Annotated in this window: 13 protein-coding genes; 8 read left to right on the top strand and 5 right to left on the bottom strand. The window is 69.9% G+C overall.

The features are described 5' to 3' along the window. Positions 1 to 8 precede the first annotated feature (8 nt). Genes ACFSJG_RS05410 through ACFSJG_RS05400 form a run of 3 tightly spaced genes read left to right on the top strand, consistent with a single transcriptional unit; the run spans position 9 to position 1,899 of the window. Positions 9 to 314: a hypothetical protein gene (locus tag ACFSJG_RS05410; protein WP_378484174.1), complete on the top strand. Its 306-nt coding sequence runs from the start codon at positions 9 to 11 to the stop codon at positions 312 to 314. Further along, positions 311 to 1,087, top strand: coding sequence for an SDR family NAD(P)-dependent oxidoreductase (locus ACFSJG_RS05405; protein WP_378484173.1), 777 nt, complete (start codon positions 311 to 313; stop codon positions 1,085 to 1,087). Before ACFSJG_RS05410 ends, ACFSJG_RS05405 begins: the two co-directional genes overlap by 4 nt. Positions 1,088 to 1,113: 26 nt before the next feature. After that, positions 1,114 to 1,899, top strand: coding sequence for an acetoin reductase (locus tag ACFSJG_RS05400; protein WP_378484172.1), 786 nt, complete (start codon positions 1,114 to 1,116; stop codon positions 1,897 to 1,899). Between the two features lie 46 nt (positions 1,900 to 1,945). Here the strand turns inward: ACFSJG_RS05400 and ACFSJG_RS05395 are convergent, their stop codons facing one another. The 4 genes from ACFSJG_RS05395 to ACFSJG_RS05380 form a co-directional block, all read right to left on the bottom strand. Next, a complete protein-coding gene (locus tag ACFSJG_RS05395; RefSeq protein WP_378484171.1) occupies positions 1,946 to 4,081 on the bottom strand; it encodes a peptidase domain-containing ABC transporter in 2,136 nt (711 codons plus the stop codon). After that, the gene (locus ACFSJG_RS05390) at positions 4,078 to 5,145 is read right to left on the bottom strand and encodes a TIGR04500 family putative peptide maturation system protein (protein ID WP_378484170.1); all 1,068 of its coding nucleotides are present in this window, start codon (positions 5,143 to 5,145) and stop codon (positions 4,078 to 4,080) included. The genes ACFSJG_RS05395 and ACFSJG_RS05390 overlap by 4 nt, the downstream gene beginning before the upstream one ends. Beyond that, positions 5,145 to 6,158 (bottom strand): MvdC/MvdD family ATP grasp protein, encoded by a 1,014-nt coding sequence (locus ACFSJG_RS05385; RefSeq protein ID WP_378484169.1) that lies wholly within the window; start codon positions 6,156 to 6,158, stop codon positions 5,145 to 5,147. Before ACFSJG_RS05385 ends, ACFSJG_RS05390 begins: the two co-directional genes overlap by 1 nt. Positions 6,159 to 6,261: 103 nt before the next feature. Further along, positions 6,262 to 6,417 carry a putative ATP-grasp target RiPP gene (locus ACFSJG_RS05380; RefSeq protein WP_378484168.1) on the bottom strand — a complete coding sequence of 52 codons (156 nt, stop codon included), beginning with the start codon at positions 6,415 to 6,417 and terminating at the stop codon, positions 6,262 to 6,264. Between the two features lie 143 nt (positions 6,418 to 6,560). On the opposite strand from ACFSJG_RS05380, the gene ACFSJG_RS05375 reads away from it, so the two are divergent. Continuing rightward, the gene (locus tag ACFSJG_RS05375) at positions 6,561 to 9,470 is read left to right on the top strand and encodes an AfsR/SARP family transcriptional regulator (RefSeq protein WP_378484167.1); all 2,910 of its coding nucleotides are present in this window, start codon (positions 6,561 to 6,563) and stop codon (positions 9,468 to 9,470) included. On the opposite strand, the gene ACFSJG_RS05370 is transcribed toward ACFSJG_RS05375, so the two are convergent. Then, positions 9,464 to 11,227 carry a DEAD/DEAH box helicase gene (locus tag ACFSJG_RS05370; protein ID WP_378484166.1) on the bottom strand — a complete coding sequence of 588 codons (1,764 nt, stop codon included), beginning with the start codon at positions 11,225 to 11,227 and terminating at the stop codon, positions 9,464 to 9,466. The genes ACFSJG_RS05375 and ACFSJG_RS05370 overlap by 7 nt on opposite strands. A 124-nt stretch (positions 11,228 to 11,351) precedes the next feature. Here ACFSJG_RS05370 and ACFSJG_RS05365 point away from each other — a divergent pair, with 124 nt between their 5' ends. From ACFSJG_RS05365 to ACFSJG_RS05350, 4 genes are all read left to right on the top strand, one after another. Continuing rightward, positions 11,352 to 12,635 carry a TrpB-like pyridoxal phosphate-dependent enzyme gene (locus ACFSJG_RS05365; protein ID WP_378484165.1) on the top strand — a complete coding sequence of 428 codons (1,284 nt, stop codon included), beginning with the start codon at positions 11,352 to 11,354 and terminating at the stop codon, positions 12,633 to 12,635. A 47-nt stretch (positions 12,636 to 12,682) separates the two neighbouring features. Beyond that, positions 12,683 to 13,480 carry a carbon-nitrogen hydrolase family protein gene (locus ACFSJG_RS05360; protein WP_378484164.1) on the top strand — a complete coding sequence of 266 codons (798 nt, stop codon included), beginning with the start codon at positions 12,683 to 12,685 and terminating at the stop codon, positions 13,478 to 13,480. A gap of 36 nt (positions 13,481 to 13,516) precedes the next feature. Next, positions 13,517 to 14,143, top strand: a complete 627-nt coding sequence (locus tag ACFSJG_RS05355; protein WP_378484163.1) for a phosphoribosyltransferase — start codon at positions 13,517 to 13,519, stop codon at positions 14,141 to 14,143. A gap of 183 nt (positions 14,144 to 14,326) precedes the next feature. After that, positions 14,327 to 16,114, top strand: coding sequence for an AMP-dependent synthetase/ligase (locus ACFSJG_RS05350; RefSeq protein WP_378484162.1), 1,788 nt, complete (start codon positions 14,327 to 14,329; stop codon positions 16,112 to 16,114). Positions 16,115 to 16,132 lie beyond the last annotated feature (18 nt).

Here is a 16,132-nt window from a genome sequence, read left to right as displayed (position 1 = left end):
CACCTGACATGAGCAACAAGTTCGCCAACCTTTACCAGGAGCCGAGCAACATTCGCGAGGTGATGGCCGGACCGTGGAACGACATCCGGATCGACACCCTGCACGAGGGCCAGACGCTCACCCTCGAGTCGGACGAACTCGAGCACTCGCTGTTCTTCCTCTCCGGCACCGCGACCGTCACCAACTCCGACGGCACCAAGTTTGCGCTCCAGAAGAATTCTGCGCTTGCGCTTCCGGCACACGGCCGCATCGACATCGAATGCACCAGTGAGACAGTGGAGTTGCTCCACGTCGAGATGCGGATCGACGGATGACTCGTCACGACCGCGGCCGCGTCCTCGGAAAGGCCGCAGTGGTCACCGGGGGCGCGGCCGGGATCGGCCGCAGCATCGTCGAACTCCTTGCCCGCCAGGGAGCCTCCGTTGCCGTGTTTGACGTCGACGAGTCCGCCGGCACGACCCTGGTGAACGAACTCGACGCCGACGGTGTGCGAGCCAGCTACCACCAGGTCGACGTGACGGACGAGGAATCGATCCGATTCGCGTTCACCGAGGTCGAAGAACGATTCGGTGCCCTGCACATCCTGGTCAACAACGCGGGCATCTCGGGCCCCGGCGAACCGCCCGACCAGGTCGACTACGCGCAGTGGCAACGCATGATTGCCGTCAACGTCGCCGGGCCGTTCCTGTGCACCAAGCACGCGATCCCGCTGATGCGCCGGAGCGAGGGCGGCAAGAGCATCGTCGACATCTCCTCGATCTACGGGCTGGTGGGCAACGCCGACTCCCCCAGCTATCACGCCGCCAAGGGCGCGGTTCGGATGATGGCGAAGACCGACGCAATAGTGTACGCACCGGAGGGAATTCGCGTCAACGCGGTGTGCCCCGGTTCGATCCTCACGCCACTCAATCTCGCGAAGGGCGAGGAGGATCCCGGCTATCTGGACGCCATGCGCGCGAAGCACCCACTCGGAGTCATCGGGGACCCCGAAGACATCGCATACGGAGTTCTCTACCTCGCCTCGGACGAGGCCAAGTTTGTCACCGGTACCGAACTGGTCATCGACGGCGGATACACCGCCCAATAGATCACCGACGAACAAGGAACAACATCATGACCGGACCACTCGAGAACAAGATCGCACTGATCACCGGCGCGGCACAGGGAATCGGACGCGCCATCGCGAAGCGACTGGCCGCCGACGGGGCACACATCGCCGTTGCCGACATCGACATGGCGGGCGCACAACGCGTCGTGGACGAACTCACCGAGACAGGCCGACGCGCGGTCGCACTGAAATGCGATGTCAGCGAACAGGAATCCGTCCACCTTGCGGTACGGGAGTGCGAGGACTCCCTCGGCGGACTGGACATCATGATCAACAACGCGGGCGTCGCTCAGGTTCTGCCGCTGTCCGACGTCACCCCGGCAGATCTGAATCGCCTGACCGCCATCAACATCGGTGGCGTGCTGTGGGGAATCCAGGCGTCCGCCGAGAGCTTCATCCGGCGTGGCGTCCGAGGCAAGATCATCAATGCCGCGTCGATCGCAGCCCACTCCGGCCAACCGATCTTCGGCGTGTACTCCGCGACCAAGTTCGCTGTTCGTGGTCTCACCCAGTCGGCTGCACAGGAACTCGCCCGATACGGAATCACCGTGAACGGCTACTCCCCCGGAACGGTGGACACCGGCATGTGGGAGGAGATCGACCGCATCCTCTCCGAACGCGACGGCGTTCCACTCGGAGAATCCTTCGCCAAACAAGCCGCACAGATCACCCTCGGACGGCCGGAGACAGCCGAGGATGTCGCCGGGTTCGTCGCCTACCTCGCCGGCCCCGACTCGGACTACATGACGGGTCAGTCGCCACTCATCGACGGCGGCATGCTATTCGTCTGACCCATCTCGAGGTCCGATCCAGCCCACAAGCGGCCCCACACGTCCGTCATTGGTGAACAGCCGCCGCCACCAGATCGGCGTAGGCGCCGTCCGCGTCGAGCAGGGCGTCGTGGGTGCCCTGCTCGACGATCCGGCCGCCGTCGAGGACGACGATCAGGTCCGCGTCACGGATCGTGCTGAGCCGGTGCGCGATGACGATGCGCGTCTGGTCCAACTCGTCGAGGTTCGCCGTCACCGCCGCCTCCGTCACCGAGTCCAGCGCACTCGTCGCCTCGTCGAGCAGCACGATCCGGGGGTCGGACAGGACGGCGCGCGCAATGGCGAGGCGCTGCCGCTGACCACCGGAGAGCCCGCCGCCGTCCCGGAGCACGGTGTCGTAGCGCATCGGCATGGCGTCGATCTCGCCGTCCAGGCACGCGATCCGGGCGGCGGCGGCGACCTGCGCGCGCGTCGCGGCCGGACGACACAGTGCGATGTTGTCGGCGATGGTGCCGCCGAGCAGGGCGCACTCCTGGGTGACCACCCCGAATTGCGCTCGCAGGGAGCGCACCTCGAGGTTCGCCGCATCCACACCGTCGTAGGCGATACACCCCTCCGACGGCGGCACGAGCCCGAGCAGGAGTCGCGCCAGGGTGCTCTTGCCGGAACCGGAACGGCCGACGAGTGCCACCGTCGCACCTGCGGGGATGTCGAGGTCGAGCTCGCGAAGCACCCAGGGTGCCCGCGGATCGTAGCGAAATCCGAGCCCGTGCACCGAGATCCCACCGCGAAGCACCGGCGCCGGACGCGTGTCCACGCCGTCCTGTTCCGGCGGTGTGACCAGGATGTCGCCGAGTCGTCGCAGGTGTGCACCCGCGGTCTGGAGTCGCTGCAGCGTTCCGGCGAGCGACCCGACGGGTGCGAGAGCGGCGAGGGCGATTCCGTTCAGCGCGATCAAGTCTCCGAGCGACCGGGTCCCGGCGACGACCTGGAGCGCGCCGACCGAGACGAGGACTGCGGGCGCGGCGACCCGCAGCGCCTGCAGGACGGCGTCGAGCCGGCCCTGCAGCCTCGCGCCGGTCGCCGCGTCGCGGATCGCGACCTCGAACCGCGACGCCCATCGGGCCGCGACTGCGTCCTCCGCGCCCGACGCCTTCATCGTCTCGATGCCGCCGACGGCATCGATCAGTGCCCCCTCGGCAGCGGCGGCGGACGCGAGCTCGCGGTGGCCCGCCTCCACGACGCGACCGGCCGTCGTCAGCAGCAGAGCGGCCTGCACGAGCGCGAACACGCACACCCCGATTCCCAGTGGCGGGGACAGCCACAGTAGGACGACGATGTAGCCGACGGCGATCGGGCCGTCGAGGACGGCGGCGAGCACCGGTCCGGTCACGAGTTCGCGCAGTGCGCCGGCCGACGCGATCCGAGCTGTGACGTCGGCGGTCCCACGTCGCGTGAACCATCCGAGCGGCAACCGCATCAGGCGGTCGACGACCGCGGAGGTGAGATCGCGGTCTATGCGGGTCCGCAGCCGGACCAGCAGGGCACTGCGCACCAGCCCGGTTACCAGATGCGCGGACACGGCGACGGCGACGACCCCGGCCACCACCCACCACAGCGTCAGGTCCGCATCCGGTATCACCCGGTCGACGAGCACCCCCGCGGTCAGCGGCAGAGCCATGGCCAGGGACTGCAACACCACCGAGGCGATCACGATCCGGACCAGCAGGCCCCGGCTACGTCGCGCCGTCTCGACGGCCTGGCGCCGCCACGGCCCGCGCGGCGCCCGGCGCCGCGGTTCCACCGTGCCTCGACCGAATTCGAGCAACACACCCGAGTACCGCTCGTCGAACTCCTCGTGGGTCAGGCGGCGGCGGCCCCGCGCCGGGTCGACGATTCGGACCGACGTCCGCGTCACGGCCTCGACGACGACGAAGTGATTGTCCGACCAGTGCGCGATCGCGGGAAGCGTCGCGCCGCCGTCTGCAACACGGTCCGCGGCCACCCCGACGCCGCGGGCCTCCAGTCCGTGCCTGCGCGCGGACTGGACGAGAGCCAGGGCGGTCAGCCCGTCACGTCCGGCGCCCATCTCGTCGGCGATCTCGGCTGCGGTCGTGCGGCGGCCGTGGTGCCCGAGGATCATCGCCAGGCATGCGGCGCCGCAGTCGCTCAGACCTTCCTGGACGACGACCGGCACGCTCACGTCGACGTCACCGCCCCGGTGGGCGTCTTCGCGGCAGGGCCCCAGAACCACTCGATCCTGGCGTCCCGACGGCGATCCGCGACCCAGCGTTCGAATGCCAGGTCGGCAACCTGCCGGTCCGTGCGTGGCCCCGGGGTCGCCGGGAACACCGCGACCACCTGCGTCACCGTCCAGCCGTCCCCGTCCCCGTCCGCGTGCGGTCCGAGGACCGTGCCCGCGGCGGACCTGCCGACGGAGTTCGCGGGCACCTCCAGGAACTCCGTGCCGGTGACCGCGGAGGCGACCGCGAACGCCCCGGCGGCGGCCGATGCGACCGCCCGGACGTCGCACGCTCCGGTCCGTCCCCGGACCATCGCGACGAACGCGTCCGCGAGGGAACGCTCGGTGAACCGGACCCGCACGATCCGCGCACGATCGAGTTCGGAGCGGTCCACGGGTCGTTCGGCGAGGATCCGCGCCTTGAGCTCCGCGATCGCAGCCTCCCGTTCCACCAGGTCTTCGAGCGCCTCGATCCCGAGCCCGCGCTCACGCATCCACTCCCCGGTCGCGTCCGGGGTGAGCAGCCCGCGGGCCCGGCGAAACGCGTCCATCGCGTGTTGCAGCGCCTCCGGGTCGAGGCGGACGGGACGTTCGGCGAGCTCCTGACGCACCAGGCACACGGTGACCAGGCGTTCGAGCAGCTGCGTTTCCTCCCACAGCACGTCCAGGTACCCCATCGCCTCCTCGATCGCGAGCGGTTCCCCGTTGACCCGCAACAGCATCGACTCGGCCGTGCGCTGGCTGCCGCGCAACGACCACGGCACGGCGTGCTCCGGCGTCCAGGACAGCGTCGTGGTGCCCGCGCCCGGCTCGGTGATGAGTAGTCCGAAGTGCACGGACTCGTCGACGGCCTCGCGGTGCCGCAGCAGGCGCATCCGGCTTCCCGGATGGCAGGCGCGCAGCGGTTCGAGTGCCCGTTCGGCGCCCGCTTCGCGGGGGTCGAGCCGGCGCAGCAGCCCCAGCGCATCGGCGAGCAGGGTCGTCGGGGAATCGTCCGCCGTGACCGTGTCAGTGGGGTGGGCCATCACAGTGCTCCGATCGCGGGCTGGGTCAGATGTCGGTCGGCGCCGGACCGCAGGAGGTCCGCGATCGCCGCGGTGACGGGCAGGCCGGTGGCGTCCTCGATCCACAGCCACTGCCCGGAGGGGTTGACCTCGAGGTACACGTAGCGCCCGTCCGGCGTGAGGATCAGGTCGATCGCGCCGTAGCGCAGACCCAGTTCGGCGACGAGCAGGACACACCGCCGGGCCACGTCGTCGGGCAGGGTGTGCACGCCGTACCGGGTGGTGGACGGGTCGTAGCACCGCCAGTCGAGTCGGGTGTGATTGCTGTCCTGACTGTGGATCTCGGCGGCGAACACCCGGGTGCCGACGACCGTCACCCGCAGTTCGACCCGTTTGGGGACGTATGCCTGCACGATCAGCGGGCACAGCCGCATCGACTCCGCCGCTGCGATGTCGACGGTGCTCGCGGGTTCGGCCATCCGGGCGAAACTCTCGTCGCCGCGGATCAGCCAGGACCGTTGCAGCGGCTTGGTGACGACCCGGCCCTCGTGCTCGTCCCAGAAGTCGAGGAACGCGTCGGGGTCGGTCGTGATCAGAGTGGGTGGCAGTTCGAACCCGAGCCGCCCTGCGAGCCGCAGCTGGATCTGCTTGCGGCCGGCGAGCCGGATGTCGGAGCGGGTACCGGGGACGGCGAGCGCGTCCAGGTCGTCCCACAGCGCACCGGCGAAGGCCTCGCACTCCTGCTCGACGTACTCGCGGACCGCGGGATCGGTGATCTCGTCGTGGGCGCGCGGGTCCTGGGGACGACGGAACCACACGGAGTCGATCCGGTCGAGGTCGACGCACTCGTCACCGCGTTGCAGGGTCCGGCGGATCGCACCCGTCGACGACAGGCGCAGGGACAGAGTTGCCGCCGAGGGGAACTCGGCGGGGTCGACCGTCGTGACCCGGGCACCGGAGGCCACCAGCCGCCGCGTCACCGCGTCGGCGTGGGTGTCACCGGGCTGGGTCAGGACGAGGATTTCGGTGGACATCGCAGCTTCCTCGTTGTGGGTGGCGGTGGTGGAATGTCGACGGGGCCGGCACCCGGGGGTGCTGCCCTGGTGGGCAGCACCCCGGGGGCCCCGTTCGTCCCGATCAGAAGTCGGGGTCGGTCCCGGTCCAGCCGTCGACGACGTCGATGACCTTGCTGGAGCGGCCGCGATCGCGCATGCCGCCTGCCACGGACGCGAGCTCCGCCTCGTTCAGCTCGGCGCCGGCCGCGGGGATCTCGGTGATGGTGGTGTTGCGCATGTTCGTCTCCTTCGTTGGACGTGTCGGCGTTTCCGACACGACAGACGATGCCCGGCACCTCTTGGAATCGACTGGGCGTGCGCTTCACCCGACTTGCAATCCACTTGCAGTCCACTGGCAGCCGGAAACCTATGCTGGTGCCCATGCCCGGATCGAGTTCCGCACCGCCGCCCCCGATGTCGGTCTACCTGCAAGTTCTCGGTCCGGTGCGCGTGCTGGTCGGCGATGCCGACGTCTCGGTCGGAGGCCCGATCCCACGCGCCCTGATCGCCCGGCTGTCGGTGGCGGCGGGCGAGGCGGTCACAGACGACGCCCTGATCGACGAACTGTGGGGCGACGAACCGCCACCGAGTGCGCGGCAGACCCTGCAGGGCTACGTGGCCCGGATCCGCAAGGTGCTCGATCCGCACCGGCCCGGCGCGCAGTCCCGCGTCCTCGTACGCCGCGGCAACGGCTACGCCCTGGAGCCGGACGCCACCGACTGGCAGCAGTTCACCGCGCTCGCGGGGCTGGGCCGGGACCGGTTGACTCGCGGCGAGTTCACGGCAGCCGCCGAGGCGCTGGACACGGCGCTCGACCACTGGCGCGGCGACGCCTACGCGGACGTCACCGAATCCGGCACCGTCGCGGTGGAGGCTCGCCGGCTCGACGCACTCCGGACCGACGCGACCGAGGACCGTTTGGAGGCAGCGCTCGAGATCGGCGAGCACGCCTGGGCTGCAGCACAACTCGACGCGCTAACCCGGATCCACCCGCTCCGCGAACGCGCATGGGAACTGCTGGCGCGTGCGCACTACCTCGCGGGCAGGCCCGGCGACGCCCTCGACGCGCTGCGCCGGGCCCGGGAGGTCCTCGCCGAGGAACTCGGCACCGACCCCAGGCCGAGCCTGCTCGCCCTGCAGTCCGCGATCCTCGCCCACGACGATCACCTCCTGCTGCCCGAGCCGGCCGCCGCAACGATCGCGCCCGAGCCTGAGCCGGAGCCCGATCCTGCCCCTGCCCGGGCGTCGGACCCGTTCGCGCACAACATCCCACTCGCCCTGACTCCGCTCGTGGGGCGCCGCGCACAACTCGCGGACCTGACGAGGCTCCTGGAGCGCCACCGGCTGGTCACCCTGACCGGGCCCGGAGGAATGGGAAAGACCAGGCTGGCACTGGAATCAGCCAGAACCCGAACGGATGTCGACGGTCCGTGGCTGGTCGAGCTCGCGGGTGCCCGGGAGGTCGACCAGGTCGCGGACGCACTCGCCACCGCGCTCGGACTGACGGTGCCCGGCGGTGTCGACGGCATCACCGAGGTCCTGCGTGGCCGTGACACCCTTCTCGTGCTCGACAACTGCGAACAGGCCGTGGCGTCCGTCGCCGAGGTCGTCACCGCGATCCTGACCCGCTGCCCGGACATCCGAGTCCTCGCGACCAGTCGCGAGGCACTCTTCGCCGCAGGGGAATTCGCATACGAGGTACCGCCGCTGGGCGATGGCGACGACGTCGCACTCTTCGTCGCTCGCGCTGCGGCTCAGCTCGGCGTGTTCGAGCCCGACGACGACGAACTCGCCATGCTCACCCAACTCTGCACCGAACTGGACGGCATGCCGCTGGCGATCGAACTGGCTGCCGCCCAGTGCCGCACGTTGTCGGTGCGGCAGCTGAGCGCACTCGTCGACGATCGGTTCGCGCTGCTCCGCGGCGGACCGCGCACGAACGCGAGGCACACCACCATGCTGGCGGCGGTGGAATGGTCGTATCAGACGCTCACCGAACCCGAACAGCACCTGTTCCAGTCGCTCGCCGTCTTCGAGGGCGGATTCGACCTCGACTCGGCGGACGTCGTCGTCGGAGACGCCGCCCTGCTGACGAACCTCACGTCCCTGGTGGACAAGTCGCTCGTGTCGGTCGTCGGCGGCGATCCGCGCCGGTATCGGATGCTGGAGACGATGCGCGGCTACGCGGCGCTCGTCCGCGAACCCGACCTCACCGTCGCCCTGCGCCGGGCGCACACCGACTGGGTCTGCGACCTCGCCGACGCAGCGTTCACGGGCCTGCGCGGACCGGACAGTTCCCGGTGGATGCGCCGGATGGAACTGGAGATCGCGAACGTCCGTGCCGCGCTCACGGCCTGCGACGACGACATCGACACCTACCTGCGCATCGCAGGTGGCGTGTACTGGTACTGGTACCGCGGCGGGCACGTCGCCGAGGCGATCCGATGGCTCTCCCCCGCGATGACACCGCGCGGCGGCACCGTCCAGCAGGCCGCGTTGCCCGTCCACGCCCGCGCGGTCGCCGGCGCCGTCGTCATCCACTACCTGGCGGGCGACCTCCCCGGTGTGTTCACCGCGTTCGGACTGCTCACCGACCTCGCCGCCGACCTCGCCGATCCCGCCGCCCGCGCCGACGCCGAGTCCACGCTGGCGTTCTTCGAGGCCGGGTCGGGGCTGGTCGACCAGGCCCGCGCACACGCCGCGGCGTCCCTGGACTTCGGGCGACGGACCGGTCGGGAGTTCACCGCCGCCGAAGCCCTCATGTGTCTCGGCACCGCCGACTTCCGAGCCGGCGACTTCGATTCCGCCGCAACACACCTCGCCGAATCGGCGGCCGTCGCCGCTCGCTGCGGCTACGGCTGGTGCGAGGCGTCGGCACTGTGGATCGGCGCGAAGGTGGACCTCGCCCAGGGCCGCCACGGCGGACCGGCGGAGGCGAAACTGACCCGGATGGTCCAGGTCTGCGTCGACAACGACGACATCACGTCCTGGTTGGTGGCCGTCGCAACCCTGGCGTGCGCCGCGCTGCGGCGCGGGGACCTCGACCAGGCGGCGCTGCTCACCGGCGTCGTCGACCGGCGTGGCGCAGCGATCGGTTATCGCCCCGCCTCGATGGACCCCGTCGACCTCGCCGCCTACGACAGCGAGATCCGCGCCGCCCTCTCCCCGGCCGCACTCGCGGACGGCCGGGAACGGGGTGGAGTGCTCGGTCGAGACGAGGTGACCGCTCTGGTGGCGCCGAACCCGGCCCGATCGTCCGGGCGGGTCGGCGTCACCGGTAGGGATCAGTAGCGGTCGCGCTTGGGCTTGCGGTCGAACTTGCCGCCCTTGTCGAACCGTCCCTTGCCCTTGCCGGGCTGCGGCCGCTGCCCGGGCGGCCCCGAGTCGGGGGTGAGCTGGATGAGGACACCGGAGATCCGGGTGCTGCGGAGGGCCTCGAGGGTTTCGTCCGCGAGATCGGCGGGCAGTTCGACGAGGCTGTGATCCGGGCGGATGCTGATGTGCCCGAAGTCGCTGCGGCGCAGGCCGCCCTCGTTGGCGATGGCACCGACGATCGCACCCGGCACCACCCGGTGCCGCTTGCCGACGGCGATCCGGTACGTCGCCAGCTCCTGGCCGTCCCGGCCGACCTTCGGGCCTTCGTCGAACCGGCGCGGCGGACGCTCGCGCGGCTCGCGTTCCTTGCGCGGCGGGGCGGGCGGCTCCGGTTCCATGAGGAACGCCTCGCCGTCGCGGGACTGCACGGCCAGCGCGGCCGCGATGTCGGCGAGGGGGATGTCGTGCTCCCGCTCGTAGTCCTCGATCAGCTTGCGGAACAGCGCCAGGTTCTCGGAGCCCAGGGACTCGGTGATCGAGTCCCCGAACTTCGCGACACGCTGCGCGTTGACGTCCTCGACGGTGGGCAGCTGCATCTCGGTCAGCGGCTGCCGGGTCGCCCGCTCGATCGCCTTGAGCAGGTGCCGCTCCCGCGGTGCCACGAACAGCAGGGCGTCGCCGGTGCGGCCGGCGCGGCCGGTGCGGCCGATGCGGTGCACGTACGACTCGGTGTCGTGCGGGATGTCGTAGTTCACGACATGCGAGATGCGGTCGACGTCGAGGCCGCGGGCCGCGACATCGGTGGCGACGAGGATGTCGAGGGCACCGGACTTGAGCTGGCCGATGGTCCGCTCACGCTGCGCCTGCACGATGTCGCCGTTGATCGCGGCGGCGGAGAATCCGCGTGCGCGAAGACGTTCCGCGAGGTCCTCGGTGGCCTGCTTGGTGCGGACGAAGATGATCATCGCCTCGAACTGCTCGACCTCGAGGATCCGGGTCAACGCGTCGAGCTTGCGCTGGTGCGCGACCTGCACCCACCGCTGGGTGATGTTCGTGGCGGTCGAGGTCTTGCCCTTGACGGTGATCTCGACCGGATCGTGCAGGTACTGCTTGGAGATCTTGCGGATCGCGGGCGGCATGGTCGCGGAGAACAACGCGACCTGCTTGTACTCGGGGGTCTCCGCGAGGATCTTCTCGACGTCCTCCTGGAAGCCCATCTTGAGCATCTCGTCGGCCTCGTCGAGCACCAGGTAGTCGAGGGACGTGAGGTCGAGGGTGCCCTTCTCCAGGTGGTCGATCACGCGGCCGGGCGTACCGACGATGACCTGGGCCCCGCGACGCAGCCCGGACAGCTGCACGCCGTAGGACTGGCCACCGTAGATCGGCAGCACCTGCAGGCCGGGGATGTGCGCGGAGTACTTGCCGAACGCCTCGGCGACCTGCAGTGCCAGCTCCCGGGTGGGCGCCAGGACGAGGGCCTGTGGCCGCTTCTGCTCGGTGTCGATGCGGGAGAGGATCGGCACGGCGAACGCGGCGGTCTTGCCGGTGCCGGTCTGCGCGAGGCCGACGACGTCGTTGCCCGCCATCAGCGGGGGAATCGTGGCAGCCTGGATCGGGGAGGGCGACTCGTACCCGACGTCGTTCAGTGCCCGAAGCACCCGATCGTCGATGCCGAGATCGGCAAAGGTTGTGCTGTCGGTTTCCGGCTCGGGGTACTGCTCGGTGTCACTCATTTCACCTGGAGTTTAGTCGATCGCCCTTCGGGTGGCCGACTCGAAGGCACCCGCCCCGTATCCCTGATCACATTCACCGGCACAATGCGGGTCAGAAGTCGCCCACCCAGCAGCAGGAGAGCTCGTGTCCGATACGCCGATCCCCACCCACTGGTACAACATCGCGGCCGACCTTCCGGTGCCGCCGCCGCCGCACCTGCACCCGGGGACCGGCGAGCCCGTCACCCCCGCGGACCTCGACGCTCTGTTCGCGTCCGAACTCATCGCGCAGGAGGCGGCCACCGAGCCGTACATCGCCATCCCGGAACCGATCCGTGAGGTCTACCGGACCTGGCGTCCGGCGCCGCTGATCCGGGCCCGAGAGTTCGAGAAGGCCCTCGGCACCCCGGCCCGCATCTACGTCAAGTACGAGGGCGTCAGCCCCGTCGGCAGCCACAAGACCAACACCGCCGTCGCACAGGCCTACTACAACGCCCAGGACGGCGTCACCAAGATCACCACCGAGACCGGTGCCGGCCAGTGGGGCTCGGCACTGTCGTTCGCGTGCGCGAAGTTCGGCATCGACCTCGAGGTGTGGCAGGTACGCGCCTCCTACGACTCCAAGCCGTACCGCCGCTTCCTGATGGAGACCTACGGCGGCACCGTGCACCCGAGCCCGTCCCCGCTCACCGCGTCCGGACGCAAGATCCTCGACGAGTTCCCCGACACCCCGGGCAGCCTCGGCATCGCGGTGTCCGAGGCGGTCGAGGTCGCCGCGTCCGAGCCGGCCACCCGGTACGCCCTCGGCAGCGTGCTCAATCACGTCGTCCTGCACCAGACCGTCATCGGACTCGAAGCCGTGGAGCAGCTCCGGGCCGCGGGCGAGGAGAACGCGGACGTCGTGTTCGGTTGCGCGGGAGGCGGTTCCAACCTCGCCGGTCTCGCGTTCCCGTTCATCCGCGAGGTCCTGCACGGCCGGGCGAAGACCCGCGTCATGGCCGTCGAACCCGCTGCGTGCCCGTCGATCACCAAGGGCGAGTACCGCTACGACCACGGCGACGTCGCCGGCCTGACGCCGCTGATGAAGATGCACACCCTCGGCCAGGACTTCGTCCCGGACCCGATCCACGCCGGTGGGCTCCGCTACCACGGCATGGCGCCTCTGCTCAGTCACACCGTCGAACTCGGCTACGTCACCGGCCAGGCCGTCGACCAGACGGACTCGTTCGCCGCAGGCGTCCAGTTCGCGCGCGCCGAGGGCATCGTGCCCGCGCCCGAGTCCTCGCACGCCATCGCGGCCTGCGCCGAGTACGCGAAGAACCTGACCGAGCCCGAGGTCCTCGTCATCGGCCTGTCCGGACACGGCATGCTCGACCTGCCCGCGTACCACTCGTACCTGGAAGGCAACCTCGCCTCCACGGCGGAGTGAGCTCGCTGCCGGGCGACCGGGAACGGTCGCCCGGCACAATGGGTCGCATGGTCGACATCGCAGTGGCCCAGTTCGCCTCGGGCACCGACAAGGACGAGAACCTCTCCGCGGTGCGGGCCCTGGTCGGCGAAGCCGCCGCCCGCGGCGCCCGGGTCGTCATCGCCCCCGAGTACGCGATGTACACCGGCGGGCGGATCGACGAGAGCCTCGCCGCCGCCGCGGAACCCCTCGACGGTCCGTGGTTCGCCGGACTGCAGGGGATCGCGTCCGAGTTCGACGTGCACGTGGTCGCCGGTGTCACCGAGTCTCTCGCCGGGGACGACCACGTGTCCAACACCCTCGTCGCCGTCGCGCCCGACGGCGGGATCGCGGCCGTCTACCGCAAGATCCACCTCTACGACGCCTTCGGTTTCCGCGAGTCCGACGTGATCCGGGCCGGGGACGTCACGCCGCCGGCCACGTTCGTCGTCGACGGCCTCACCTTCGGCATGCAGACCTGCTACGACCTGCGCTTCCCCGAGATGACGCGGCGCATCGTCGACGCGGGCGCCGACGTCCTCGCGCTGCCCGCGCAGTGGGTTCCCGGTCCCCTCAAGGAGGACCACTGGACGACGCTCGTGCGGGCCCGGGCGATCGAGAACACGATCTACGTCGCGGCCTCCGACCAGTGCGGCCGCAGCGGGTCCGGCAACTCGATGATCGTCGACCCGATGGGCGTGGTGCTCGCGTCCCTCGGGGAGCAGGTCGGAACCGCCCGCGCCGAGCTGAGCGTCGCCCGGATTTCCGAGGCCAGAGCCAAGAACCCGGCGCTGGCCCTGCGCAGGTTCGGCGTCGTCGAGAGGTAGGCCCCGACCGGCCCGCGGCGTACCGTCGAAGTCGAGATGCACTACGCCACCCGCGCCGACGCTGGCCGCGAACTGGCCGCCTCCCTGACGCACCTGCGTGACGCCGCACCGCTGGTGCTGGGACTTCCGCGTGGTGGTGTGCCCGTCGCCGCCGAGGTGGCCCGCGCGATCGGCGGCGACCTGGACGTGATCGTGGTCCGAAAACTCGGGTTGCCGTGGCAGCCGGAACTTGCGATGGGTGCCATCGGCGAGGACGGCGTGCGGGTGCTCAATGCGGACGTGATCGCACAGTCGCGGGTCGGCGAGCCGGCGATCGCGAAGGTCGAGGCAGCGGAGCGGCGGGAACTCGACCGTCGGGTCCGCCTGCTCCGCGGGGACCGGCCCGGCGTTCCGCCGACCGGGCGGCTGGTGGTGATCGTCGACGACGGCATGGCCACCGGGGCGACCGCGGCCGTCGCGTGCCGGGTCGCGCGCGCTCGCGGTGCCCGGCGCGTGGTGGTCGCGATGCCGGTGTCGTCGGAGGAGGCGATGACCAGGCTCGCGGACGAGGCAGACGAGGTGGTGTGCCCGTTGGTGCCGCGGTGGCTCGGCGGGGTCGGCGGTGCGTATCGAGATTTTCACCAGCTCACGGACACGGAGGTGAGCACTGCCCTGCGATTGTGATCTACGCCTCTGTCGTCGCTGCACAGGGGGCAAACGGGCCAGTTCCCGAGACTTTCGGTAACAGCTATCTCGTTTCCCGCAGATTACATCCGGTCAATCCGGACAACGAAGACTGTGCACGGTCCCCTACGATGTGATCCAATGCACACCCGTACCGATCAGTAGTTCCTGGAGGGATCCTCAGTGCGAGAGTTCGAAGTTCCGCAGTCGTTTTCCGTTCCGGACGACATCTCGATGGCCGACACGGTGTTCCGCTACGAGAAGGAATGTCCGCAGCACGTCCCCTTCCGGAAGCTGGTGGGCGGCAAGTGGGTGGACGTCACCGCCGCCGAGTTCGCCGGCGAGGTCGCGGGCGTGGCCAAGGGCCTGATGGCCTCCGGCATCGAGCTCGGCGACCGGGTCGCGATCCTGTCCGCCACCCGCTACGAGTGGGTCGTCCTCGACTACGCCATCTGGACCGCGGGCGGGTGCACCGTCGCGATCTACGAGACGTCCTCCCCCGACCAGGCCCAGTGGATCCTCGAGGATTCCGCGACGGCCCTGCTCGTGGTCGAGACCGCGAAGCACGCCGAAGCCGTCAAGGACGTCGCCGAGGCGGCACCGTCGCTGCGCGAGATGCTGCAGATCGAGGCGGGCGCGCTCGACGAGCTCGTGTCCCGCGGCTCGGCGATCACCGACGAGGCGCTGCACGAGCGTCGCGCACAGGTGAGCGCGTCCTCGCCCGCGACGCTCATCTACACGTCCGGTACCACCGGCCGCCCCAAGGGCGTCCAGCTCACCCACGGCAACTTCAGCGCCGAGGCGAAGGCCGTGAAGCTGGCGCTCGACGACGCGATGGCCGAGGGCCAGGCGACGCTGATGTTCCTGCCGATGGCGCACGTGTTCGCCCGCGCGATCTCGTTCGGCGCGTTCGAGAACAAGGTGACCGTCGGCCACACCGCCGACCTGACCACGCTGGTCGACCAGTTCGCCGTGTTCAAGCCGAACTTCATCCTGTCGGTGCCGCGCGTGTTCGAGAAGGTCTACAACTCTGCCAAGCAGAAGGCGGAGGATGGCGGCAAGGGCAGCATCTTCGCCAAGGCCACCGACACCGCGATCGCGTACAGCCAGGCACTCGAGACGGGTGGCCCGGGTCTCGGCCTGAAGATCAAGCACTTCGTCTTCGACAAGTTGGTCTACAGCAAGCTGCGTGCCGCACTCGGCGGCGAGTGTGACCGCGCGGTGTCCGGCGGCGCCGCCCTCGGTGCCCGTCTCGGCCACTTCTTCCGCGGCATCGGCGTTCCGGTCTTCGAGGGCTACGGCCTGACCGAGACCAGCGCCGCGATCACGGTGAACACCACCGCGGAGCAGAAGGTCGGCACGGTCGGCAAGCCCATCAACGGGCACGCCGCCAAGATCGCCGACGACGGCGAGCTCCTCGTCAAGGGCCCGGTCGTGTTCGGGGGCTACTGGCACAACGACGCCGCGACCGCCGATTCGATCAAGGACGGCTGGTTCCACACCGGCGACCTCGGATCGATCGACGAGCAGGGCTTCGTCTCGATCACCGGCCGCAAGAAGGAGATCATCGTCACCGCCGGCGGCAAGAACGTCGCACCGGCGGTGCTCGAGGACGCGCTGCGCGCGCACCCGCTGATCAGCCAGTGCCTGGTGGTCGGCGACGCCAAGCCCTTCATCGGCGCCCTCATCACGATCGACCAGGAGGCGCTGCCCGGCTGGCTCGAGCGCAACAACATCGATGCGAGCACGCCGATCACCGAGATCGTCAAGCACGCCGACCTGGTCGCGGAGATCGACGCCGCGGTCGCGGAGGGCAACAAGAAGGTCTCCAACCCGGAGCAGATCAAGAAGTACCGCATCCTCGACGTGGACTTCACGATCGAGACCGGCGAACTGACCCCGACGCTCAAGCTCAAGCGCAACGTCATCCACGAGTCGTTCGGGACCGCCATCGAGGCGATCTACTCCTGACGTTTCGGCCCGACCGGG

This window comes from Rhodococcus gannanensis, from assembly GCF_042681175.1.
Taxonomy (GTDB): Bacteria; Actinomycetota; Actinomycetes; order Mycobacteriales; family Mycobacteriaceae; genus Rhodococcus_G; species Rhodococcus_G gannanensis.
This window is presented reverse-complemented; position numbering and strand designations above follow the sequence as displayed.